Raw genomic sequence first — 21,028 nt, forward strand, 5'->3', positions numbered from 1 at the left:
CGGCTAATGAGCCAATATCTGGTTTTTCAGCTTCATGGTCCGATGGCGTCGTGGGGCGTGGACGCCCCCGGCGAGGTCCGTCATAGCCATGAGCTACCCTCCCGTTCAGCATTGCTGGGGCTGCTGGCGGCGGCATTAGGGATCCGCCGTGAAGAAGAACAGCGGTTAAACGCCTTCAACCAGCATTACTCCTTTTTGCTCTGCGCCAGCAGCGAACCGCGCTGGGCGAGGGATTATCATACTGTACAGATGCCGAAAGAAGTGCGTAAGGCGCGCTATTTCAGTCGCCGCGAAGAGTTACAGGATCCTGAGCTACTCAGCGCGCTGATCTCCCGGCGCGATTATTATACCGATGCCTGGTGGATGATTGCGGTGGCGGTCACGCCTGATGCGCCTTACTCGCTGGAGCAGTTGCATGAGGCGCTACGTTACCCGGTATTTCCGCTGTATCTGGGACGCAAAAGTCATCCGCTGGCGCTGCCGTTAATGCCGCTGCTGCTTGAAGGCCACGCCGCAGAGGTACTTCGCCAGGCTTATCGCCAGTATCAGGAAAGATTTAACCTGCTGAGGCTTTCTCTGCGACAGCTGCAGGATCAATGCTGGTGGGAGGGTGAGCATGCTGGTTTAGTCGCCAATAAAATACTGCGGCGCCGCGACTGTCCGCTTAACCGCCAGCATTGGCTGTTTGGCGAGCGCTCCATGAATCAGGGAACCTGGCTCAGTAAGGAGGAAACGTGTACCTCTCAAGAATAACGTTGTATACCGCGCAGCTTTCGCCATTACAGCTCTTGCACCTGGTGGAACGCGGTGAATATGTCATGCATCAGTGGTTGTGGCAGCTTTTTCCAGGCGGGCAACAGCGGCAGTTTCTCTATCGGCGCGAAGCGTTGCAGGGCGCATTTCGCTTTTTCGTTTTGTCACCACAGCTGCCTGCTGAGAGCGAGATTTTTGAGATCCAAAGCCGTTCGTTTAATCCCGAACTGCGGGCTGGCCAGAGATTGTGTTTTAGCTTGCGGGCAAATCCAACGATTTGTAAAGCCGGCAAGCGCCACGATCTGCTGATGGACGCTAAGCGCCAGGTTAAAGAGCAGGTTGAACCTCGGGATATCTGGGCGCATCAGCAACAGGCGGCGCTGGCCTGGTTAACGCGGCAAGGTGAACAAAGCGGGTTTTCTTTAGCGGAGACCGTGGTGGATGCTTATCGTCAGCAGCAGATACGGCGCGAAAAATCGCGCCAGACCATTCAGTTCAGCAGTGTGGATTACACCGGCATGTTGGTGGTGAACGATCCAGCGTTATTTTTGCAGCGTCTGGCGTCGGGATACGGTAAAAGCCGGGCTTTTGGCTGCGGAATGATGATGATTAAACCCGGGGATGGCGAGTGACCTTCGTGCCGTTAAACCCCATCCCGCTGAAAGATCGGACATCGATGATCTTTCTCCAGTACGGGCAGATCGATGTACTTGATGGCGCATTTGTATTAATCGATAAGACCGGGATCCGCACGCATATCCCGGTAGGATCGGTGGCCTGCATTATGCTGGAGCCGGGAACGCGGGTTTCTCATGCGGCAGTGCGTTTGGCCTCGACCGTCGGGACGCTGCTGGTGTGGGTGGGGGAGGCGGGCGTGCGGGTTTACTCTTCCGGCCAGCCCGGCGGCGCGCGGGCCGACAAACTCTTGTACCAGGCTAAGCTGGCGCTGGATGATGATTTGCGCTTGAAGGTGGTGCGCAAAATGTATGAACTGCGTTTTCGTGAAGCGCCACCCGCGCGCCGTTCTGTGGAGCAGCTACGCGGTATTGAAGGATCTCGCGTTCGGCAAACCTACGCTCTGTTGGCGAAACGCTACGGTGTGAAATGGCACGGGCGCAATTATGATCCAAAAGACTGGGCCAGGGGGGATGTTGTAAACCAGTGTATTAGTGCAGCGACGTCGTGTTTATACGGTATATCTGAAGCAGCGATTCTGGCGGCAGGCTATGCGCCTGCCATCGGTTTTATTCACAGCGGTAAGCCGCTTTCGTTTGTTTATGATATTGCTGACATTATTAAATTTGATTCCGTCGTGCCAAAAGCATTTGAGATCGCCGCCAGCCATCCTGCGGAGCCGGATAAAGAAGTCAGGCTGGCCTGTCGCGATATTTTCCGCAGTACAAAGCTGACAGGCAAATTGATTCCGTTGATTGAAGAGGTGCTGTCTGCTGGCGAAATTGAACCGCCTCAACCACCGCCGGATATGCTGCCGCCGGCGATACCCGAGCCCGAGTCGATGGGAGATAAAGGGCATCGAGGGCATGGCTGATGAGTATGCTTATGGTGGTGACGGAAAATGTTCCACCTCGCCTGCGAGGACGGCTCGCAATCTGGCTGCTTGAGATCCGCGCTGGGGTATATGTTGGTGATACCTCAAAACGGATCCGGGAAATGATCTGGCAGCAGGTGATACAGCTAAGTGACGGTGGAAATGTCGTGATGGCCTGGGCGACAAACAGCGAATCAGGTTTTGAGTTTCAAACCTGGGGAGAAAACCGCCGTATACCGGTAGATTTAGATGGCCTACGACTGGTTTCATTCCTTCCCCTTGAAAATCAATGAGTTGGATGTTCTTTAATAATGTGAGATTGTTGTGATAAAGTTGGTAAATTGTTGTGTGCTTAAAAAGCTATTATAAAACAGTAATATATCTTTAGTGTGTTCCCCGCGCCAGCGGGGATAAACCGGAGCAGGCACCCGCCGCAACGACGAAGAGCGCGTGTTCCCCGCGCCAGCGGGGATAAACCGAAATCAGCCAGCACCACGATTCTGGGAAATTTGTGTTCCCCGCGCCAGCGGGGATAAACCGACAGGCTTACCCGTATTGAGACGGTTGCTGAAGTGTTCCCCGCGCCAGCGGGGATAAACCGGAAACCCCATCAGATGACCCTCCCCATGTTGGCGTGTTCCCCGCGCCAGCGGGGATAAACCGTTGCCTGGTCTGCTTGGTGATGATCCGTGGTAGTGTTCCCCGCGCCAGCGGGGATAAACCGTACAGAACGACTGAGGCGGCGTGTATTGCATAGTGTTCCCCGCGCCAGCGGGGATAAACCGGATCTTAACTCTATTGCCAATGGCGCAATTCAGTGTTCCCCGCGCCAGCGGGGATAAACCGGGCGATGCGCGCTCTGCTGGCTATCGGTAAAAGTGTTCCCCGCGCCAGCGGGGATAAACCGGACATGGCGCGCGAGTTTATCGACGCCTGCGCGTGTTCCCCGCGCCAGCGGGGATAAACCGGGGATGAGCGTTTTCCGGTGGATTCTGATGTGGTGTTCCCCGCGCCAGCGGGGATAAACCGGTGATCGTCATGGATATCACTGCCGTTCCGTCGTGTTCCCCGCGCCAGCGGGGATAAACCGCAGACAGACAGCAGGCAGCAAACAGGGAAGACGTGTTCCCCGCGCCAGCGGGGATAAACCGGGGTTCACTTGGGTGAAACTGAACTAACTGTGTTCCCCGCATTCGCGAGGATAAGCCCGTCCACTAACGTTATCGATCCTGAGAGTGGGCACGAAAGCTTGCGGAGAATAAATATCGCTACCTGCCGCTCTAGCGATATCACTGTTTTTTTACCGTCTCCTGGATCGCGCTAAAATCCGGCTCCGGGCAATCCCGACCAAAATTTTCGGCCCATGGGAACGGGGCGCCGTACTTAACATAGCGCTGATACAGGCGTTTGGTTAATTGAGCATCCCGCCCCCATACCCATCCTGTTGCATTACACAGCACGGCAGCATAGGCCTGTGATTTATATGGCAACAGGTCGGCCGCTTTTTCCGCCAGCGTCACCGCCTGCCAGCGATAGTGTAAGAAATGACTGTCCTGTTTTAGCAGGGATCGCTGAACGCGTTGCCGTTCGCCATCACTTATCCACGATGTCACGGCCGAATTATCTTCCGGTCCCTGGTTGTAATAGGGCCATGAATACCCGCCTCCATACAGCGCAAAATCGGGCGCCATCTCATAGCCTGTCAATTCCATCCCTTGATGACGCAGGATTAGCGCCGCTTGCCACCAGCCCTGCGCCTGAGCTGTTTTGTGTCCCTTTTTCGGAAAGGCATCGATAAACGCCCGGGCGGCGTCTCGATCTTCGGCCAGCGCAAAATAGACCAGCGCTTTTTGATACTGGCCCGCGCGCATCAGGCGTCGGGCGAGCAGGTTGCGTAGCCTGGCGTCAGCGCTATCGCGCCCGGCATTTTTCGGCGTAGTAGGGGCTGAAGGAGAAGGTGCCGGGACATATTTATCCACGAAAGCAAGGAGTTCATTGACCGTGAGCACTCGTTCGGCAATGTGCGCGACATCCGGCCAGTAATTTTCTTTCGCCTGATACATCAGCCGCATTGCCTGCAGATAGTCGTCGCGGTTGAGCGCGAGTATCGCCTGCTCGGCATGAATACGGCAGACCGGCGTAACAAACTCCTCGCCGACAATGTCATCACTATAGGACTGGAAACCCCAGGTTTCATTTGGCGGAAATGACGCCGCGGCTTTGGCGTACCATGCCGCTGCCGCGTTGACATCACCGGCCCGCAGCGCCATTTTGGCCCTTACCCAGGCGGTGAGCCCATTTTCTTTGGCGTTTTTCAACATCAGCGTCACCAGCGGATATTGGCCGTTACGATAGGCGAGGGCGATCAGGCGGTCGCTACCGGCCATATCGCGATCGACTTTCTGCGCCAGCTTCGCTATCAGCTCATTATGGTAATTTTTGACCTCTGTCGGATCAAAGGGCCGCGGTTCCGGCTCGTACAACAAATTGGACGAACGAGTAAAAAAACTCGCAATCAGCAGTTGCTGAATAACCGGATCGTCCAGGCCAGGTTGCAGGAACTGTTCGTTTTCCGGGTGGTTGAGGACGTCGACAGTGTAGCGTAAAGAGAGGCTGCCACTGGGGGAACCCTGCGCCGCCTGCCGGGCATAAAGATGAGCCGCGGCAATGGGGTCGCTTTGCCAGTGTTTGATACGTCCCTGCTGGCCAAGACTTGCCAGCGAGAGCAGCTCCGGATCCTGCTGACCTTCACGAACGGCGTCAATGATCTGCTGGTAGAGATCGAAGGCTTCGCGCAATTCCTGCTCACTACCGTGAGAAGAACGACTATCAGTAAGCGGATAATCACGCATCAAATTGCGGGCCAGCGAATAACGCGCCTTGAGCCCCCACTCGCCCTGTTGTTCCACGGGCAAGGCCAAAAGCTGGCGAAAATAGTCACGCGCCCGGCTATCGCGTTCAGCAAACGCCACTGCGCCGAGCACGTACAGGCGGCTGGCGGTCGGGAGATCAGCGGCCATTTTTTCCGCGGCGGCTAACGAACCGCTGGCCCGGATCGTCTTCAGCAGCGTCTCCTCGGCCGTGGGAGAGGTAGGCTTGTCGGCAGATGTATCACGCCATTGCGGAAGTCGCGGATCGGCAAGCACCAGGCGGCTGCTCTCTAAAGCAAAGCTCCCCTCCGGCAGATACAGCAGATTAGCCTGGCGATCTGCTAACAAATAGTTGGGGAAAAACGGCCCACAGGCGTGGCTGCTGGCAGCAACAAGCGTCGCCGCCAGGAAGGCGGCCAGAGGTAATTTACGGGTTAACATGAAACTTTCCTTGTGGTGGCGTTGAGCATCTTGCCCAACCAATGGCTTGCGTCCGCCCGGCGCGCAACAGCGCAGGGGCGGTGAGGGAAAACGTTTGTTCGATAAAGCGGTAGCTTCCGGCGCCGTCGGCGGCCAGACAATCTTCCGTGGTTAGCGTTATTTTCGCCGGGAGTGGGGCATCAATATTGCCTGTGTTTTTAATCGCCAGTTCGTAGAGCGTGGACTCTGCGCTGGCGTTGGCCTTATCGGGAAGCGCCAGCCACTGCCAGCGGGAGGTTAACGGCTGATGGCGGATGACTGCCGCCAGCGTACTAAGCGACCAGGCGCGGGTATCGTTATCCAGAGGCAGACGAAACCAGACGATACCTGAAAAATGATGCGGCGGCTGTTGTTCCAGTTCGCGAGTAAACGTGTCGATTTGCCGCGGTGAAACGCTCAGTTCTTGTTTTTCAGCCGCAATCCACAGCGGCGACTCGCTTTCAACGCTGGCGGGCTGTCCCGGGGCAGCGATGAGCGCGGAACCATAGGCCGGGAGCGCGAGGTAAAAAGGGTGAGGAGCGATAAGCGCATATTGCCTGCTCCAGCGCCGGGCCAGTGTCGGGTCGAACAAGCCGGTCCCCGGGGATTGCACGCTATGAAGTTGCAATACGGAGCTATCTACCGCTTTCAGCAAAGGACGCAGTCCGGGGGAGGTGAGCCAGGTCGGGAGCGCCGTGATGCTGAGCGTAATATCTGAAGGCAGCCCCTGGCGCATGGCCATCAGGAGGCGTTGATAATCGGAGAGCCGCGAAGTGGGAGCATCATAATCGATTTCAATGGCGGTGAGATTAACGCCTGCCTTGCGCCAGTGGGTCACAAGGCGCTTTATCTGCGGCAGCATTGTGGTGGTATCAAGCTGCGTCAGGCTGCCGTCCAGGCGGACGACCAGCCACACCGGGCGGCCATCCTGCTGTAATAATGAAGTGTTAACGCGGGCAAGGCGGACGCCTTCCTGAGGATGAAACTGGATCCCCAGAACGCGCAAAGTGGCAAACAGCGCCTGGCTTTGCTGTAGCGCGGTCTTATGCTGGTCATTCCAGACCCGCTGCCAGATATAGACCTGGCTGTCGGCGAGGGCGCCTGCGCTGGCAGCCAGCAGCAGAAAAAAAACGCCCGAACAGCGTAAATTGATCATGGCGACAATCCTTGTTGCCGGTGATGACTACCCGATTATTTTAATGACGATGGCTTCTCCACCTTCGCCAGCTCTTTCACCAGCGGCAGCATGACTTTCACTACCTCGCGTCCGCGGTGTTCGATGCGCCCCGGCAGCGCGTGGTCGATATACTGCTGATTATCCAGCTGGACGTCATGCCAACTGGTTCCCTGCGGGAAACTGGCCGATTTGCTCCGCTGCTGATAGCCATCTTTTTTGCCGAGTGACCAGTTAGTCGCCTCGACCGACAGCACCGGGATCCCGGCGTTGTCGAAGACGCTGGCGTCATTGCAGCAGCTGGTGCCTTTCGGATAAGCCGGATTAAGTCCCGGGTTGGTGTAGGCGGCGATGCCCTTGCTGCGAGCGATAGCCAGCGCGCGGTCGCGGGTCAGCTTGCGCACCGAGGCCGGCGTGCTGCGGCCGCTGTTGAAGTAAAGCTTATCGCCCACCACCAGATTATCGAGATTGATCACCAGCAGGGTATTTTTCTTTTCCGCTTCGCTCATCCGCTGCAGCAGGTTTTGCGCGCCGAGACGGCCTTCCTCTTCACCGCTGGTGGCGATAAAGCGGATGCCATAGCGGGTAGGGACGTTCTTTAAATGCTCCGCCAGCTCCAGCAATACGCCAAGTCCCATCGCGTTGTCGTCGATGCCCTGCAGCGTCAGGCCGCCGAGGTTGTTCTCCACGTCTTTATCGCTCTGCGGCGCATAGGTGTCGAGGTGTGCCATGATAATAATCTGCTGGCGCACTTTACCTTCATGGGCGGCGATCACCGTACTGCCGGTGGCGTTATGCCAGTTCTTACGCTGATTGCTGTCGGTATAGATATAGCGGGTATTGAAGCTTCGCACGTCGCTCTGATACCCCATCAGGGCGAACTGCTGGCGCAGATAGTCAGCTGAGAGCATTTCCGGCGGCGTTCCGGTCATTCGTCCCGGGAAGACGGTGGCGATATGGCGGGCCTGGCTACTGGCGGTGTCGCCCAGCGCGCTGAATGCGGGGGCGGCGGCAAAAACAAAACCGGTGCCGAGCGCCAGCGGAAGCAGACGGCGGCACAACGCGGAAAACATAAGGGGTCCTTACACGAACAAGACAATTTGACGCGTACAGTATGAAACTGTGACCGCGGTTAAACAATTTCAATTGCTCTTAAATAGCGGAAAAATAGCGCGTTAAGCACTTTTTGATATTTGTATTTCCGCCGCGTTATTCCTTTGTGTCACAACTCATTCCATTTCGTAATTTCATTTGCTCTAAGGCGCACCCTATAGTCGCAGTATCGCTGAATGTAAGAGAGTTGTTGCACCGTGGATTACTTGCCCCTTTTTGCCGAACTGAAACAAAGGCCCGTGCTGGTGATCGGCGGCGGCGAGATTGCTGAACGTAAGATCAAGTTCCTGCTGCGCGCCCAGGCGCAGGTGCAGGTGGTCGCTGAAACGCTGTCACCGGCGCTGGCCGATCTGGCTGCGCGCCAGGCACTCAGCTGGCGGGCGACGGCATTCAGCGACTCGCTGGTGGATGATGTCTTTCTGGTGATTGCGGCCACCGAGGATGAGGCGCTTAACCAGCGGGTGTTTGCGGCAGCTAACGCGCGCTACCGGTTGGTCAACGTGGTGGATAACCAGGCGCTGTGCTCGTTTGTTTTCCCTTCTATCGTCGACCGTTCGCCGCTGCTGGTGGCGATCTCCTCCAGCGGTAAAGCGCCGGTGCTGTCGCGCATTCTGCGTGAAAAAATCGAAGCGCTGCTGCCGACGAATCTCGGTCGGCTGGCGGAATCAGCAAGCTACTGGCGCAACCATCTGAAAACCCGCCTGACGACCACCGAAGCGCGTCGCCGCTTCTGGGAGCGCGTCTTTACCGGCCGCTTCGCCAGCCTGATGGTGGCGGGCAACTCTGCGGAGGCGGAAAAAGCGCTGCAGGATGAGCTGGATAAGCCCGAACGCGAGACGGGAGAAATTATTCTGGTCGGCGCCGGACCGGGCGATGCCGGGCTGCTGACCCTTCGCGGTCTGCAGGCGATCCAGCAGGCGGACGTGGTTTTCCACGACCATCTGGTGACTCAGCCGGTTCTCGAGCTGGTGCGCCGCGATGCCGAACTTATTTGCGTCGGCAAACGCGCCGGCGAGCATTCGGTGCCGCAGCATGAAACCAATCAGCTGCTGGTGGAGGCGGCGAAGGCGGGGAAAACCGTCGTGCGTCTGAAGGGCGGCGATCCGTTTATTTTTGGCCGCGGCGCAGAAGAGCTGCAGGCTGCCGCCGAGGCGGGGATCCCGTTCCAGGTGGTGCCGGGCGTCACCGCCGCCGCCGGAGCGACAGCCTACGCCGGTATTCCGCTGACCCATCGCGATTATGCGCAAAGCGCCGTCTTTGTCACCGGCCACTATAAGCCGGACAGCGCCCCCTTCGACTGGTCGCTGCTGGCGAAGAGCCAACAAACGCTGGCGATCTACATGGGCACCATGAAGGCGGCGGAAATCAGCGCCCAGCTGATCGCCCACGGTCGCGACAGCGACACGCCGGTGGCGGTGATTTCCCGCGGCACCCGTGACGATCAGCAGACGATAACCGGCACATTGCAACAACTCGAACACCTGGCGAAAGACGCCCCGATGCCCTCCCTGCTGGTGGTAGGCGAAGTGGTGCAGCTGCATCAGCAGCTCGCCTGGTTTCAACATACATCATCCGCCGAGGGGTTTAACGCTTCGGTGGTCAATCTGGCTTAAGGAACGGTTATGGACCAAAAACGACTCACTCACCTGCGGCAACTGGAGGCGGAAAGCATCCATATTATTCGTGAGGTGGCCGCCGAATTTTCTAACCCGGTAATGATGTACTCCATCGGGAAAGATTCCAGCGTAATGCTGCATCTGGCGCGCAAAGCGTTTTATCCGGGAACCCTGCCGTTCCCGCTGCTGCACGTCGATACCGGCTGGAAATTCCGTGAGATGTATGAGTTCCGCGACCGGACCGCTAAAGCCTACGGCTGTGAACTGCTGGTGCATAAAAACCCGGAAGGGGTGGCGATGGGCATCAACCCGTTTGTCCACGGCAGCGCCAAGCATACCGATATCATGAAAACCGAAGGGCTGAAGCAGGCGCTGAACAAATACGGCTTTGACGCCGCGTTCGGCGGCGCGCGTCGCGACGAAGAGAAATCCCGCGCGAAAGAGCGCATCTACTCCTTCCGCGACCGCTTCCACCGCTGGGACCCGAAAAATCAGCGTCCGGAGCTGTGGCACAACTACAACGGCCAGATTAACAAAGGCGAAAGCATCCGCGTCTTCCCGCTCTCCAACTGGACCGAGCTGGATATCTGGCAGTACATCTATCTGGAAAATATTGAAATCGTGCCGCTGTATCTGGCCGCTGAGCGTCCGGTGCTGGAGCGCGACGGTATGCTGATGATGATCGATGACGACCGTATCGATCTGCAGCCGGGCGAGGTGATTGAAAAACGGATGGTGCGTTTCCGTACCCTCGGCTGCTGGCCGCTGACCGGCGCGGTGGAGTCTGAAGCGCAGACGCTACCCGAAATTATTGAAGAGATGCTGGTATCGACCACCAGCGAACGTCAGGGGCGCGTCATTGACCGCGACCAGGCCGGCTCGATGGAGCTGAAGAAACGTCAGGGGTATTTCTAAGGAGCCGCCATGAACACGACCATTGCCCAACAAATTGCCAACGAAGGCGGCGTAGAAGCTTACCTGCACGCGCAACAGCACAAGAGCCTGCTGCGTTTTTTGACCTGCGGCAGCGTCGATGACGGCAAAAGCACCTTAATTGGCCGCCTGCTGCACGATACGCGCCAGATCTATGAAGACCAGCTCTCTTCGCTGCACAACGACAGCAAGCGTCACGGCACCCAGGGCGAAAAGCTGGACCTGGCGCTGCTGGTGGACGGCCTGCAGGCCGAGCGCGAGCAGGGCATCACCATCGACGTGGCCTATCGCTACTTCTCGACCGAAAAGCGCAAATTTATCATCGCCGACACCCCGGGGCACGAGCAGTACACGCGCAATATGGCCACCGGCGCGTCCACCTGCGACCTGGCGATCCTGCTGATCGATGCGCGCAAGGGCGTGCTCGACCAGACCCGCCGTCACAGCTTCATCTCGACGCTGCTGGGCATTAAACACCTGGTAGTGGCGATCAACAAAATGGATCTCGTCGAGTTTAGCGAAGCGCGCTTCAACGAGATCCGGGAAGATTATCTGACCTTTGCCGAGCAGCTGCCGGGCAACCTTGATATCCGCTTTGTGCCGTTGTCGGCGCTGGAAGGCGATAATGTCGCCAGCCAGAGCGCGAATATGCCGTGGTACAGTGGCCCGACGCTGCTGGAAGTCCTCGAAACAGTGGAGATCCAGCGGGTGGTCGAGAGCCAGCCGCTGCGCTTCCCGGTGCAGTATGTTAACCGTCCGAACCTTGATTTCCGCGGCTTCTCCGGCACGGTCGCCTCCGGTACCGTGCAGGTTGGCCAGCGTCTGAAGGTGCTGCCGTCGGGCGTCGAATCGAGCGTGGCGCGTATCGTCACCTTCGACGGCGACCTGCAGGAAGCCGCCGCCGGCGAAGCCATTACCCTTGTGCTGAAAGATGAAATCGACATCAGTCGCGGCGACCTGCTGGTTGACGCGCAAGCCTCGCTGCCGGCGGTACAAAGCGCCAGCATCGACGTGGTGTGGATGGCCGAACAGCCGCTGACCCCGGGCCAGAGCTACGACATCAAAATCGCCGGCAAGAAGACCCGCGCTCGCGTCGACGCTATCCGCTACCAGGTCGATATTAACAACCTGACCCAGCGTGAAGTCGAGTCTCTGCCGCTGAACGGCATCGGCCTGGTGGAGCTGACCTTTGACGAACCTTTAGTGCTGGATCCGTATCAGCAAAACCCGGTGACCGGCGGGCTTATCTTTATCGATCGCCTGACCAACGTCACCGTCGGCGCCGGGATGGTCAACGAGCCGCACCTGCAGGCATCGACTTCGGCATCACAGTACAGCGCCTTCGAGCTGGAGCTGAACCAGCTGATCCGTAAACATTTCCCGCACTGGGACGCCCGCGACCTGCTGGGAGGCAAATAATGGCCCAGCATGACGAAAACGTCGTCTGGCATGCCCACCCTGTGACCCAACAGCAGCGGGAACAGCATCACGGCCATCGCGGCGTGGTGCTGTGGTTTACCGGCCTTTCGGGGTCGGGTAAATCCACCGTCGCCGGGGCGCTGGAGGAGGCCCTGCATGAGCGCGGCGTCAGCACCTATCTGCTGGACGGCGATAACGTGCGCCATGGCCTGTGCAGCGACCTGGGATTCAGCGATGAGGATCGCAAAGAGAACATTCGCCGCGTCGGGGAAGTGGCCAGGCTGATGGTCGATGCCGGGCTGGTGGTATTGACGGCATTTATATCTCCGCACCGTGCGGAACGGCAGATGGTGCGCGAGCGCCTCGGGGAAGGACGCTTTATCGAAGTGTTCGTCGATACCCCGCTGGCCATCTGCGAGGCGCGGGATCCGAAAGGATTGTATAAGAAAGCGCGGGCAGGGGAATTACGCAATTTCACCGGTATAGACTCGGTCTATGAGGCACCGGAAAAGGCGGAAATTCATCTGGATGGTGAACAATTGGTAACAAATTTGGTGCACCAACTATTAGACCTGCTGCAACAGAGCGATATTATCAGATCCTGAAACGGCAGCGGCATCGAGGGGTGCCGGTTGCCCGGTCTACAGGATTCGATATGCGCAATACCCAGAACCTCAGTATTATTCGTTCAGAACCGCCTCCGGCGATCGGCGACGAGACCACCTGGTCTTTGTCGGGCGCTGCCGTGGGCTTTATTTCGTGGCTGCTGGCGCTGGGTATTCCCTTCCTTCTCTATGGCAGTAATACACTCTTCTTTCTCCTCTACACCTGGCCATTCTTCCTTGCGTTGATGCCGGTGGCGGTGGTGGTCGGTATTGCGCTGCACTCTCTGCTCAATGGCAAACTGCTCTATAGCGTCAGCGCGACCATCCTGACCGTTGGGCTGATGTTTGCGCTACTCTTCCTCTGGCTGTTGGGATAACCCGTTGCTGGTATGAATCAAGCATGGGTATCGACAGCAAAAATATGGTACAGTCCCCGCGTTACGCGGCATCGTCCGCGCGCCCCGGTAGCGTACCCGGGCGAGTTTTGGGATGATGATGCCGTTTTTCAGGGGGCAGGATGGGTAAACTAACGCTGCTATTATTAGCTTTGCTGGTCTGGCTACAGTATTCGCTGTGGTTCGGTAAAAACGGCCTGCATGACTACACGCGGGTTAACGACGACGTCACCGCCCAGCAGGCGACTAACGCCAAATTAAAAGCACGCAACGATCAGCTGTTTGCCGAAATTGACGACCTCAACGGCGGGCAGGAAGCGATTGAGGAGCGTGCGCGCAATGAACTCAGCATGACCCGCCCGGGCGAAACCTTCTATCGTCTGGTACCGGATGCGTCTAAACGCAATCAGGCATCGGGGCAACAGCAGAACAATCGATAACCAGGCCCAGGATTACAACATGGCAGCCACTTTTCCGGGCGTTTGCGCCGTGGTGCCGGCAGCCGGTTTCGGCCGCCGCATGCAAACGGAATGCCCGAAACAATATCTCTCAATCGGTAACAAAACGATTCTCGAACACGCGGTCGCCGCGCTGCTGGCGGATGCGCGCGTCCAGCGGGTGGTGATTGCCGTCAGCCCCGGCGATCGCCGCTTCAGCCAGCTGCCGCTGGCGCAGCATCCGCAGATTACCGTGGTGGATGGCGGCGCCGAGCGTGCCGATTCGGTGCTCGCCGGCCTGCAGGCGTTGCCGGAGGCGCAGTGGGTGCTGGTGCATGACGCCGCGCGCCCCTGCCTGCATCAGGACGACCTCAGCCGCCTGCTGTCGCTCTGCGAAACCAGCCGCGTCGGCGGGATCCTTGCGGCGCCAGTGCGCGACACCATGAAGCGCGCCGAGCCGGACAAAACCGCTATCGCCCATACCGTCGACCGCAATGACCTGTGGCATGCGCTCACCCCGCAATTTTTCCCTCGCGAGCTGCTGGTGGATTGCCTCACTCGCGCGCTAAACGAGGGAGCCACTATCACCGATGAAGCCTCGGCGCTGGAGTACTGCGGCTTCCATCCGCAGCTGGTCGCCGGACGCGCGGATAATATTAAAGTGACGCGCCCGGAAGACCTGGCGCTGGCTGAATTTTACCTCACCCGTTCCCGACACCAGGAGAAAGCTTAATGCGAATTGGACATGGTTTTGACGTACACGCTTTTGGCGGTGAAGGCCCAATCATCATTGGCGGGGTACGCATTCCTTATGAAAAAGGGCTGCTGGCCCACTCCGACGGCGACGTCGCGCTGCATGCGCTGACCGACGCGCTGCTTGGCGCCGCGGCGCTGGGCGATATCGGCAAGCTGTTCCCCGATACCGATCCGGCGTTTAAAGGCGCCGATAGCCGCGAACTGCTACGCGAAGCATGGCGCCGCATTCAGGCCAAGGGCTATACGCTCGGCAACGTCGACGTCACGATTATTGCCCAGGCGCCGAAAATGCTGCCGCATATTCCGCAGATGCGCGTCTTTATCGCTGAGGATCTCGGCTGCCATATGGACGACGTCAACGTGAAAGCGACCACCACCGAGAAGCTCGGCTTCACCGGCCGCGGGGAAGGGATCGCCTGCGAAGCGGTTGCGCTGCTGCGTAAGGCCGACAAATGATCGCCTTTGACCAACTGACCTGGCTGCACGGCAAGCCGCAGAGCAGTGGGCTGCTGAAAGCCAATCCGGAAGATTTTCTGGTGGTGGAAGATCTGGGCTTTGCCCCGGACGGCGAAGGCGAACACGTGCTGGTGCGGATCCTGAAAAACGGCTGCAATACGCGCTTTGTCGCCGACGCGCTGGCAAAATTCCTTAAGATCCACGCCCGTGAAGTGAGCTTCGCCGGGCAAAAAGATAAGCACGCGGTCACCGAGCAGTGGCTGTGCGCCCGGGTGCCCGGCAAAGAGATGCCGGACCTGAGCAAATTTCAGCTCGAGGGCTGCCAGGTACTGGAATATGCTCGCCATAAGCGTAAGCTGCGTTTAGGCGCGCTGAAAGGCAACCAGTTTACCGTGATCCTGCGCGAGATTAGCGATCGCCAGGACGTGGAGACGCGTCTGCAGGCCATCGCTGAACGGGGAGTGCCGAACTATTTCGGCGCGCAGCGCTTCGGCATTGGCGGCAGTAACCTGCAGGGCGCCCTGCGCTGGGCGGAGAGCGGCGCGCCAGTGCGCGATCGCAATAAGCGCAGTTTTTGGTTGTCGGCAGCCCGCAGCGCGTTGTTTAATCAGCAAGTGAGTATTAGATTAAAAAAAACGGAATTTAATCAGGTCGTTGATGGCGATGCGCTACAATTAGCGGGGCGCGGGAGCTGGTTTGTCGTCACACCGGAAGAACTCGAGGTTTCGCAGGCGCGGGTGCATAACCGCGAACTGATGATTACGGCCACGCTGCCGGGCAGCGGCGACTGGGGAAGCCAGCGCGACGCCCTGGCTTTCGAGCAGGCCGCGATCGCCGAGGAAACCGCGTTGCAGGCGCTGCTGGTACGGGAGAAAGTCGAGGCGGCGCGCCGGGCGATGCTTCTCTATCCACAGCAGCTCAGCTGGAACTGGTGGGATGACGTAACCGTTGAACTGCGTTTCTGGCTGCCGGCGGGCAGCTTCGCCACCAGCGTGGTCAGGGAGCTTATCAATACAACGGGTGACTATGCGAATATTGCTGAGTAACGATGACGGGATCCATGCGCCGGGGATACAGACCCTGGCGAAGGCCTTAAGGGAGTTTGCCGAGGTCCAGGTGGTTGCACCCGATCGTAACCGCAGCGGGGCCTCAAATTCGCTGACGCTGGAATCGTCCCTGCGTACGTTTACCTTTGAAAATGGCGACATCGCCGTCCAGATGGGCACCCCGACCGACTGTGTCTATCTCGGCGTGAACGCGCTGATGCGCCCGCGTCCGGACATCGTGGTTTCCGGCATTAATGCCGGCCCCAACCTGGGCGACGACGTCATCTATTCCGGCACCGTGGCCGCGGCGATGGAAGGCCGTCATCTGGGGTTCCCCGCGCTGGCCGTGTCGCTGAACGGCTATCAGCATTACGATACCGCCGCGGCGGTAACCTGCACCATTCTGCGCGCCTTAAGCCGCGAGCCGCTGCGTACCGGGCGGATCCTTAACATCAACGTGCCGGATCTCCCGCTTGATCAAATCAAGGGCATTCGCGTGACCCGCTGCGGCAACCGCCATCCGGCCGACCAGGTGATCCCGCAAAAAGATCCGCGCGGCAACACCCTGTACTGGATTGGCCCGCCGGGCGATAAGCGCGATGCCGGGCCGGGCACCGATTTTGCGGCAGTGGATGAAGGCTATGTTTCCGTGACGCCATTGCACGTCGATTTAACCGCCCATCAGGCGCATGAGGTGGTCACCGATTGGCTGGAACGTGTCGGGGTTGACAGGCAATGGTAAGTAAACGTGTTGAAAGTTTGTTGAATCAACTGCGCACGCAGGGCATCGTCGATGAACGTGTCCTCGAGGCGATCGCGCTGGTCCCGCGCGAAAAGTTTGTTGATGAAGCCTTTGAACATAAAGCGTGGGAAAACACCGCGCTGCCGATTGGCCAGGGGCAGACCATCTCCCAGCCGTATATGGTGGCGCGGATGACCGAGCTGCTGACGCTGACGCCGGAGTCGCGGGTGCTGGAGATCGGCACCGGTTCCGGCTACCAGACGGCCATCCTGGCGCATCTGGTGCATCACGTATGCTCGGTAGAGCGAATTAAGAGTTTACAGTGGCAGGCGCGTCGTCGCCTGAAACAACTTGATTTACATAATGTTTCAACCCGTCATGGCGATGGGTGGCAAGGTTGGCAGGCGCGGGCGCCGTTTGATGCCATTATTGTGACGGCGGCGCCGCCGGAAATACCGACCGCGCTGCTGGCGCAGCTGGATGATGACGGCGTGCTGGTGCTGCCGGTCGGCGAAGAGCATCAGTTTCTCAAACGGATCCGTCGTCGGGGCAACGAATTTATCATTGATACCGTCGAGGCCGTTCGCTTTGTTCCCCTGGTGAAGGGGGAGCTGGCCTGAGACCCGGATTATTCCAGGTTTTTTTTGCCTGACTTTAGGCGTAGGGTGGACACATTTTTCAGTGTCCTGGCCGGGCGCCGCCCGGTAAGCAAGATATTGGCAGTTAACATATTCCTGGGGGATAAATGAGCGCGGGAAGCACCAAATTTACCGTCAGCCGTATTGCGGCTCTTTCACTGGTTTCACTCTGGCTGGCCGGGTGTACCAACACCAATAATCCGCCTGCGCCGGTTAGCTCTGCCGGCGGCGCCGCCTCTTCCAGCACCAACTCCGGCATGCTGATTACGCCGCCACCCTCCGGCGTCAAGTCCGCTCCTCAGGCGCAGCCGATTCAGCCGATGCAGACCCAGACCATTCAGCCGCAGCCGGCGCCGGTGGCGCAGGAGCCGGTACAGACGGTAAATGGCCGGATCGTTTACAACCGCAAATATGGCGATATTCCGAAAGGTAGCTATACCGGCGGCAGTACCTATACGGTAAAACGCGGCGACACGCTATTCTATATCGCCTGGGTCACCGGCAACGATTTCCGCGACCTGGCGCAACGCAACAATATCCCGGCCCCGTACGCGCTGAACGTGGGGCAGGTACTGCAGGTCGGTAACGCCTCAGGCCAGCCGATCACCGGCGAAAACGCCGTTTCTCAGGCCAGCGCCAGAGCGAGCGGCGGTGCGACGACCAGCACAACTTCTGCACAAAAATCGACCGCGGTGGTTGCTTCACAACCGACTATTACGTATTCTGAATCTTCAGGTGAACAGAGTGCTACCAAGATGTTGCCTAATAATAAACCAGCGACTACAACCACAACGGTTGTCGCGCCGGTGACGGCACCAACAACGGTGAGCACAACCCAGCCGACTGCAAGCAGTACGTCAACCAGTTCGCCGATCTCAGCATGGCGCTGGCCGACTGATGGCAAGGTTATCGAGAACTTTAGCGGCGCGGAAGGCGGCAATAAAGGTATCGATATTGCAGGCAGTAAGGGACAGGCTATTGTCGCGACCGCCGATGGGCGCGTCGTCTATGCCGGTAACGCACTGCGCGGCTACGGTAATCTTATTATCATCAAACACAACGATGATTACCTGAGTGCCTACGCTCATAACGATACCATGCTGGTTCGGGAGCAACAGGAAGTCAAAGCGGGGCAGAAAATCGCTACCATGGGTAGCACCGGAACCAGCTCAACAAGATTACATTTTGAAATTCGTTACAAGGGGAAATCCGTCAACCCGCTGCAGTACTTACCGCAGCGATAATTTGGCAAAGTACGGATAAGCGAAGCATCAGCTAACAGGCGCCAGGGCGGTGTCTACGTTCCTCTCGCAGAGAGGGCAGGGGAAATCGTCCAGGCGTCGTTTGTTGATGTGCCGTGGAAGGTGCTTTGCTCAGGGATCACGGGTAGGAGCCACCTTTATGAGTCAGAATACGCTGAAAGTTCATGATTTAAATGAAGACGCGGAATTTGATGAGAACGGAATTGAGGTTTTCGACGAGAAAGCCTTAGTAGAAGAGGAACCCAGTGATAGCGATCTGGCTGAGGAAGAGCTGCTGTCGCAAGGCGCAACCCAGCGCGTACTTGACGCCACTCAGCTTTATCTTGGAGAGATTGGTTATTCCCCACTGCTGACCGCGGAAGAGGAAGTCTATTTCGCGCGTCGCGCACTGCGTGGTGATGTCGCTTCACGCCGTCGCATGATTGAAAGTAACTTGCGTCTGGTGGTGAAGATTGCCCGTCGTTACAGCAATCGTGGTCTGGCGCTGCTGGATCTGATTGAAGAAGGTAACCTCGGCCTGATCCGCGCCGTTGAGAAGTTTGACCCGGAACGTGGGTTCCGTTTTTCGACCTACGCGACCTGGTGGATCCGCCAGACTATTGAACGGGCGATCATGAACCAAACCCGTACGATCCGTTTGCCGATCCATATTGTTAAAGAGCTGAACGTTTATCTGCGTACCGCGCGCGAGTTGTCCCATAAGCTGGACCACGAGCCTAGCGCGGAAGAGATCGCCGAACAGCTGGACAAACCGGTCGATGACGTCAGCCGTATGCTGCGTCTGAACGAGCGCATCACCTCCGTGGATACTCCGCTGGGTGGCGATTCAGAAAAAGCGCTGCTGGATATTCTGGCCGATGAGAAAGAGAACGGCCCGGAAGACACCACGCAGGACGATGATATGAAGCAAAGTATCGTCAAATGGCTGTTTGAACTGAACGCCAAGCAGCGTGAAGTTCTGGCACGTCGTTTTGGTCTGCTGGGTTATGAAGCTGCCACGCTGGAGGATGTGGGCCGTGAAATTGGCCTGACCCGCGAACGCGTGCGGCAGATCCAGGTGGAAGGTCTGCGTCGCCTGCGGGAAATTCTGCAGGGACAGGGGCTGAATATCGAAGCGCTCTTCCGCGAATAAGACGTTTTCTGTCAAAAAGGCCCCCTCGAAAGTCGGGGCCTTTTTCTTTGGGCTAGCCGAGGCGGGTTTCCTGCAGATGGCGCCAGACGATTTTCCCTTCCGCTTGCTGAAAAATCGCCGTCGACCAGCGAACGTTCTGGCTGCTATCCGCCAGCGTTTGGCTTTCACGATATAGCACTGCGGCGCCGTCGTGCCACTCGCTGATGATTTCCATCTGATCCACTACGATATCTAACCCCGGACGGCTGCCGCCGGCGTGGTGGAAAAAATGGCTCACCGTTGGGTAGTCCATCTTCTCACCGCTCAAGGGGATCATGGTAAAATCGGCGGCAAAACGCTTCATCAGCGCCTCAGCGCTTCCTTCGCCATGGCTTAACCAGCGTTCGATAAGGACATGGGCATCGAGGACTTCCTGCAGATAAGGATTCATGACTTCTCCAGAGTGGTGTGCAGGCGATGGATAATCGCCCGATTATTCAGCCGCAGGCAAAACAGCAGCGGCAACAGGGTAATGACGGCGGCGCTGATAAATACCCCCTGCCAGGCGTAGGCCGGCGGGAATACCCTCAGCAGCAGGGCGAGCAGGGCGCTGCCGGCAAAGAAGCTGAGCTGGCGGTTAAGATTCCATAGCGCGCTGGCGTCAGGCATCTCTTCGGCAGGCGTATGCAGGAAAGCGCTGCTTTGCGCGGTGCTGCTGCATAAGCTGCCTCCGCCGCCCATCAGCGTAAAGGCCAGAATCAACAGCGCCAGCGGGCTGTCCGCATCGATCTTCAGCAGCAGCATGATCCCCATCGCCTGAAGCAGGCAGCCGATGACAACCAGCGGCCGGGGCCCGAAGCGGTTGAAATATCTGCCGGTAAAGGTGATGGCGGCAAACGAGGCCAGCGACCAGGGCACCATCAGGGCACCGATTGCCCCCGGCGCCATCCCGGTGACGCGTTGCAGGTAGTACATCCCCACCACGTTGACGCCAATAAACATCCCCGGCACGCAGAGGTAAATCAGCATCGCGAAGCGCAGCAGGGGATCGGCCAGCAGCGACAGTGGAAGAAAGCGAGTCGGGCGAACCGGACCGTGGGTGTCGTTCAGCCATCGCACCGCCAGCACAAAGGTTAGCAGAGCGACAGGCAGGCTGGCGTAAAAGACCCAGCGCCAACTGAACGCCTCGACTAACAGGCCGCCGATCGCCGGCGAGCAGGCGGGGGCCAGCAGGCCGACCAGCATCACCGCCGCCGACAGCTTCGCGCGCTCATGCGGCTGAAACAGCGGCCACGTCAGCGCCTGGCCGAGGGGGATTAACAGCCCGCCGCCCATCCCCTGCAGCGTCCGCCATAAAATCAGTTCGCTCAGGCTGTTGGCAAGCCCTGCCGCCAGCGCGCCGAGGCTGAACAGCCCCAGCGAGAGTAAAAACAGCCGTTTCGCCCCCCAGCGCTCGCTGAGCCAGGCGCTGAACGGCACAACGACCGTCAGACCGAGAATATAGGCATTACTGACCCACGCCAGTTGCGAGACGGAAACCGCCAGCGCGCGGCTGATTGCCGGAAAGGCGATGCTGGCGATAAACATATTGATCAAATCGAGAAAAAAACCGAACAGAAAAACGGTGGCAACGCGGTGGCGGTAGGTCATGGTTCACTCCCTCAGACAGGCGGCTACTGTAAACCTGCCGCAGT

General features: G+C 58.3%; 22 protein-coding genes and 1 CRISPR repeat array. Of the genes, 17 read left to right on the forward strand and 5 right to left on the reverse strand.

Annotated features, from left to right (window positions below; genetic code table 11):
* Positions 1-6: 6 nt before the first annotated feature.
* From cas5e to cas2e, 4 genes are read left to right on the forward strand one after another with little or no spacing between them, the layout of a single operon-like run.
* Positions 7-753, forward strand: coding sequence for a type I-E CRISPR-associated protein Cas5/CasD (gene cas5e, locus OHJ17_RS05210; RefSeq protein WP_009308512.1), 747 nt, complete (start codon positions 7-9; stop codon positions 751-753).
* Positions 735-1,385 carry a type I-E CRISPR-associated protein Cas6/Cse3/CasE gene (gene cas6e / locus OHJ17_RS05215; protein ID WP_009308511.1) on the forward strand — a complete coding sequence of 217 codons (651 nt, stop codon included), beginning with the start codon at positions 735-737 and terminating at the stop codon, positions 1,383-1,385. The genes cas5e and cas6e overlap by 19 nt, the downstream gene beginning before the upstream one ends.
* Entirely contained in the window at positions 1,382-2,302 is a 921-nt protein-coding gene (cas1e, locus tag OHJ17_RS05220; protein ID WP_009308510.1) for a type I-E CRISPR-associated endonuclease Cas1e, read from the forward strand. The genes cas6e and cas1e overlap by 4 nt, the downstream gene beginning before the upstream one ends.
* Positions 2,302-2,595 (forward strand): type I-E CRISPR-associated endoribonuclease Cas2e, encoded by a 294-nt coding sequence (cas2e, locus tag OHJ17_RS05225; protein WP_032433488.1) that lies wholly within the window; start codon positions 2,302-2,304, stop codon positions 2,593-2,595. Before cas1e ends, cas2e begins: the two co-directional genes overlap by 1 nt.
* A 96-nt stretch (positions 2,596-2,691) precedes the next feature.
* A CRISPR array of direct repeats spans positions 2,692-3,453; the repeat unit is 29 nt; unit sequence GTGTTCCCCGCGCCAGCGGGGATAAACCG.
* Between the two features lie 138 nt (positions 3,454-3,591).
* Here the strand turns inward: cas2e and OHJ17_RS05230 are convergent.
* Genes OHJ17_RS05230 through OHJ17_RS05240 form a run of 3 tightly spaced genes read right to left on the reverse strand, consistent with a single transcriptional unit; the run spans position 3,592 to position 7,878 of the window.
* A complete protein-coding gene (locus OHJ17_RS05230) occupies positions 3,592-5,613 on the reverse strand; it encodes a hypothetical protein (protein WP_009308508.1) in 2,022 nt (673 codons plus the stop codon).
* Positions 5,600-6,787, reverse strand: coding sequence for a DUF3142 domain-containing protein (locus OHJ17_RS05235; protein ID WP_032433886.1), 1,188 nt, complete (start codon positions 6,785-6,787; stop codon positions 5,600-5,602). Before OHJ17_RS05235 ends, OHJ17_RS05230 begins: the two co-directional genes overlap by 14 nt.
* Before the next feature lie 35 nt (positions 6,788-6,822).
* On the reverse strand, positions 6,823-7,878 hold the full coding sequence (locus tag OHJ17_RS05240) for an aminopeptidase (RefSeq protein WP_009308506.1): 1,056 nt from the start codon (positions 7,876-7,878) through the stop codon (positions 6,823-6,825).
* Positions 7,879-8,124: 246 nt separating this feature from the next.
* On the opposite strand from OHJ17_RS05240, the gene cysG reads away from it, so the two are divergent.
* The 13 genes from cysG (at position 8,125) to rpoS (ending at position 19,355) form a co-directional block, all read left to right on the forward strand.
* The gene (cysG, locus tag OHJ17_RS05245) at positions 8,125-9,531 is read left to right on the forward strand and encodes a siroheme synthase CysG (RefSeq protein WP_072196938.1); all 1,407 of its coding nucleotides are present in this window, start codon (positions 8,125-8,127) and stop codon (positions 9,529-9,531) included.
* Between the two features lie 9 nt (positions 9,532-9,540).
* Positions 9,541-10,449, forward strand: a complete 909-nt coding sequence (cysD, locus tag OHJ17_RS05250) for a sulfate adenylyltransferase subunit CysD (protein WP_002915160.1) — start codon at positions 9,541-9,543, stop codon at positions 10,447-10,449.
* Positions 10,450-10,458: 9 nt separating this feature from the next.
* Positions 10,459-11,886: a sulfate adenylyltransferase subunit CysN gene (gene cysN / locus OHJ17_RS05255; RefSeq protein ID WP_002915159.1), complete on the forward strand. Its 1,428-nt coding sequence runs from the start codon at positions 10,459-10,461 to the stop codon at positions 11,884-11,886.
* Complete coding sequence (gene cysC, locus OHJ17_RS05260) at positions 11,886-12,491, forward strand: adenylyl-sulfate kinase (RefSeq protein WP_002915158.1); 606 nt, start codon at positions 11,886-11,888, stop codon at positions 12,489-12,491. Before cysN ends, cysC begins: the two co-directional genes overlap by 1 nt.
* A gap of 50 nt (positions 12,492-12,541) precedes the next feature.
* Positions 12,542-12,868, forward strand: a complete 327-nt coding sequence (locus tag OHJ17_RS05265) for a DUF3561 family protein (RefSeq protein ID WP_002915157.1) — start codon at positions 12,542-12,544, stop codon at positions 12,866-12,868.
* A gap of 140 nt (positions 12,869-13,008) precedes the next feature.
* Positions 13,009-13,326: a cell division protein FtsB gene (gene ftsB, locus OHJ17_RS05270; RefSeq protein ID WP_002915156.1), complete on the forward strand. Its 318-nt coding sequence runs from the start codon at positions 13,009-13,011 to the stop codon at positions 13,324-13,326.
* 19 nt (positions 13,327-13,345) lie between these two features.
* Positions 13,346-14,056, forward strand: a complete 711-nt coding sequence (ispD, locus tag OHJ17_RS05275; RefSeq protein ID WP_004151063.1) for a 2-C-methyl-D-erythritol 4-phosphate cytidylyltransferase — start codon at positions 13,346-13,348, stop codon at positions 14,054-14,056.
* Positions 14,056-14,535: a 2-C-methyl-D-erythritol 2,4-cyclodiphosphate synthase gene (gene ispF / locus OHJ17_RS05280; RefSeq protein ID WP_004181093.1), complete on the forward strand. Its 480-nt coding sequence runs from the start codon at positions 14,056-14,058 to the stop codon at positions 14,533-14,535. The genes ispD and ispF overlap by 1 nt, the downstream gene beginning before the upstream one ends.
* Positions 14,532-15,581, forward strand: a complete 1,050-nt coding sequence (gene truD / locus OHJ17_RS05285; RefSeq protein WP_004185423.1) for a tRNA pseudouridine(13) synthase TruD — start codon at positions 14,532-14,534, stop codon at positions 15,579-15,581. Before ispF ends, truD begins: the two co-directional genes overlap by 4 nt.
* Positions 15,562-16,323: a 5'/3'-nucleotidase SurE gene (surE, locus tag OHJ17_RS05290; RefSeq protein WP_004142750.1), complete on the forward strand. Its 762-nt coding sequence runs from the start codon at positions 15,562-15,564 to the stop codon at positions 16,321-16,323. Before truD ends, surE begins: the two co-directional genes overlap by 20 nt.
* Positions 16,317-16,943, forward strand: a complete 627-nt coding sequence (locus OHJ17_RS05295) for a protein-L-isoaspartate(D-aspartate) O-methyltransferase (protein ID WP_002915108.1) — start codon at positions 16,317-16,319, stop codon at positions 16,941-16,943. Before surE ends, OHJ17_RS05295 begins: the two co-directional genes overlap by 7 nt.
* Before the next feature lie 125 nt (positions 16,944-17,068).
* Entirely contained in the window at positions 17,069-18,205 is a 1,137-nt protein-coding gene (nlpD, locus tag OHJ17_RS05300) for a murein hydrolase activator NlpD (RefSeq protein ID WP_004149542.1), read from the forward strand.
* 157 nt (positions 18,206-18,362) lie between these two features.
* Positions 18,363-19,355 carry an RNA polymerase sigma factor RpoS gene (gene rpoS / locus OHJ17_RS05305; RefSeq protein ID WP_002915106.1) on the forward strand — a complete coding sequence of 331 codons (993 nt, stop codon included), beginning with the start codon at positions 18,363-18,365 and terminating at the stop codon, positions 19,353-19,355.
* A 52-nt stretch (positions 19,356-19,407) separates the two neighbouring features.
* On the opposite strand, the gene OHJ17_RS05310 is transcribed toward rpoS, so the two are convergent.
* Both OHJ17_RS05310 and OHJ17_RS05315 read right to left on the reverse strand, forming a co-directional pair.
* Entirely contained in the window at positions 19,408-19,785 is a 378-nt protein-coding gene (locus OHJ17_RS05310; protein ID WP_004900191.1) for a hypothetical protein, read from the reverse strand.
* The gene (locus OHJ17_RS05315) at positions 19,782-20,984 is read right to left on the reverse strand and encodes an MFS transporter (protein ID WP_015958887.1); all 1,203 of its coding nucleotides are present in this window, start codon (positions 20,982-20,984) and stop codon (positions 19,782-19,784) included. The genes OHJ17_RS05310 and OHJ17_RS05315 overlap by 4 nt, the downstream gene beginning before the upstream one ends.
* Positions 20,985-21,028: the final 44 nt, after the last annotated feature.

Source organism: Klebsiella sp. KP20-425-1 (genome assembly GCF_025813515.1).
In the GTDB taxonomy this organism is placed as follows: Bacteria; Pseudomonadota; Gammaproteobacteria; order Enterobacterales; family Enterobacteriaceae; genus Klebsiella; species Klebsiella pneumoniae.

What these genes read in the sequence shown, in the direction of transcription:
- OHJ17_RS05265 (WP_002915157.1), top strand. Translation starts at nt 12,542, where the DNA reads ATGCGCAATACCCAGAACCTCAGTATTATTCGTTCAGAACCGCCTCCG.
- OHJ17_RS05235 (WP_032433886.1), bottom strand. Translation starts at nt 6,787, where the DNA reads ATGATCAATTTACGCTGTTCGGGCGTTTTTTTTCTGCTGCTGGCTGCC.
- cysC (WP_002915158.1), top strand. Translation starts at nt 11,886, where the DNA reads ATGGCCCAGCATGACGAAAACGTCGTCTGGCATGCCCACCCTGTGACC.
- cysN (WP_002915159.1), top strand. Translation starts at nt 10,459, where the DNA reads ATGAACACGACCATTGCCCAACAAATTGCCAACGAAGGCGGCGTAGAA.
- truD (WP_004185423.1), top strand. Translation starts at nt 14,532, where the DNA reads ATGATCGCCTTTGACCAACTGACCTGGCTGCACGGCAAGCCGCAGAGC.
- cas2e (WP_032433488.1), top strand. Translation starts at nt 2,302, where the DNA reads ATGAGTATGCTTATGGTGGTGACGGAAAATGTTCCACCTCGCCTGCGA.
- OHJ17_RS05315 (WP_015958887.1), bottom strand. Translation starts at nt 20,984, where the DNA reads ATGACCTACCGCCACCGCGTTGCCACCGTTTTTCTGTTCGGTTTTTTT.
- ispF (WP_004181093.1), top strand. Translation starts at nt 14,056, where the DNA reads ATGCGAATTGGACATGGTTTTGACGTACACGCTTTTGGCGGTGAAGGC.
- surE (WP_004142750.1), top strand. Translation starts at nt 15,562, where the DNA reads ATGCGAATATTGCTGAGTAACGATGACGGGATCCATGCGCCGGGGATA.
- rpoS (WP_002915106.1), top strand. Translation starts at nt 18,363, where the DNA reads ATGAGTCAGAATACGCTGAAAGTTCATGATTTAAATGAAGACGCGGAA.
- ispD (WP_004151063.1), top strand. Translation starts at nt 13,346, where the DNA reads ATGGCAGCCACTTTTCCGGGCGTTTGCGCCGTGGTGCCGGCAGCCGGT.
- cas5e (WP_009308512.1), top strand. Translation starts at nt 7, where the DNA reads ATGAGCCAATATCTGGTTTTTCAGCTTCATGGTCCGATGGCGTCGTGG.
- cysD (WP_002915160.1), top strand. Translation starts at nt 9,541, where the DNA reads ATGGACCAAAAACGACTCACTCACCTGCGGCAACTGGAGGCGGAAAGC.
- ftsB (WP_002915156.1), top strand. Translation starts at nt 13,009, where the DNA reads ATGGGTAAACTAACGCTGCTATTATTAGCTTTGCTGGTCTGGCTACAG.
- OHJ17_RS05240 (WP_009308506.1), bottom strand. Translation starts at nt 7,878, where the DNA reads ATGTTTTCCGCGTTGTGCCGCCGTCTGCTTCCGCTGGCGCTCGGCACC.
- OHJ17_RS05230 (WP_009308508.1), bottom strand. Translation starts at nt 5,613, where the DNA reads ATGTTAACCCGTAAATTACCTCTGGCCGCCTTCCTGGCGGCGACGCTT.
- OHJ17_RS05295 (WP_002915108.1), top strand. Translation starts at nt 16,317, where the DNA reads ATGGTAAGTAAACGTGTTGAAAGTTTGTTGAATCAACTGCGCACGCAG.
- OHJ17_RS05310 (WP_004900191.1), bottom strand. Translation starts at nt 19,785, where the DNA reads ATGAATCCTTATCTGCAGGAAGTCCTCGATGCCCATGTCCTTATCGAA.
- nlpD (WP_004149542.1), top strand. Translation starts at nt 17,069, where the DNA reads ATGAGCGCGGGAAGCACCAAATTTACCGTCAGCCGTATTGCGGCTCTT.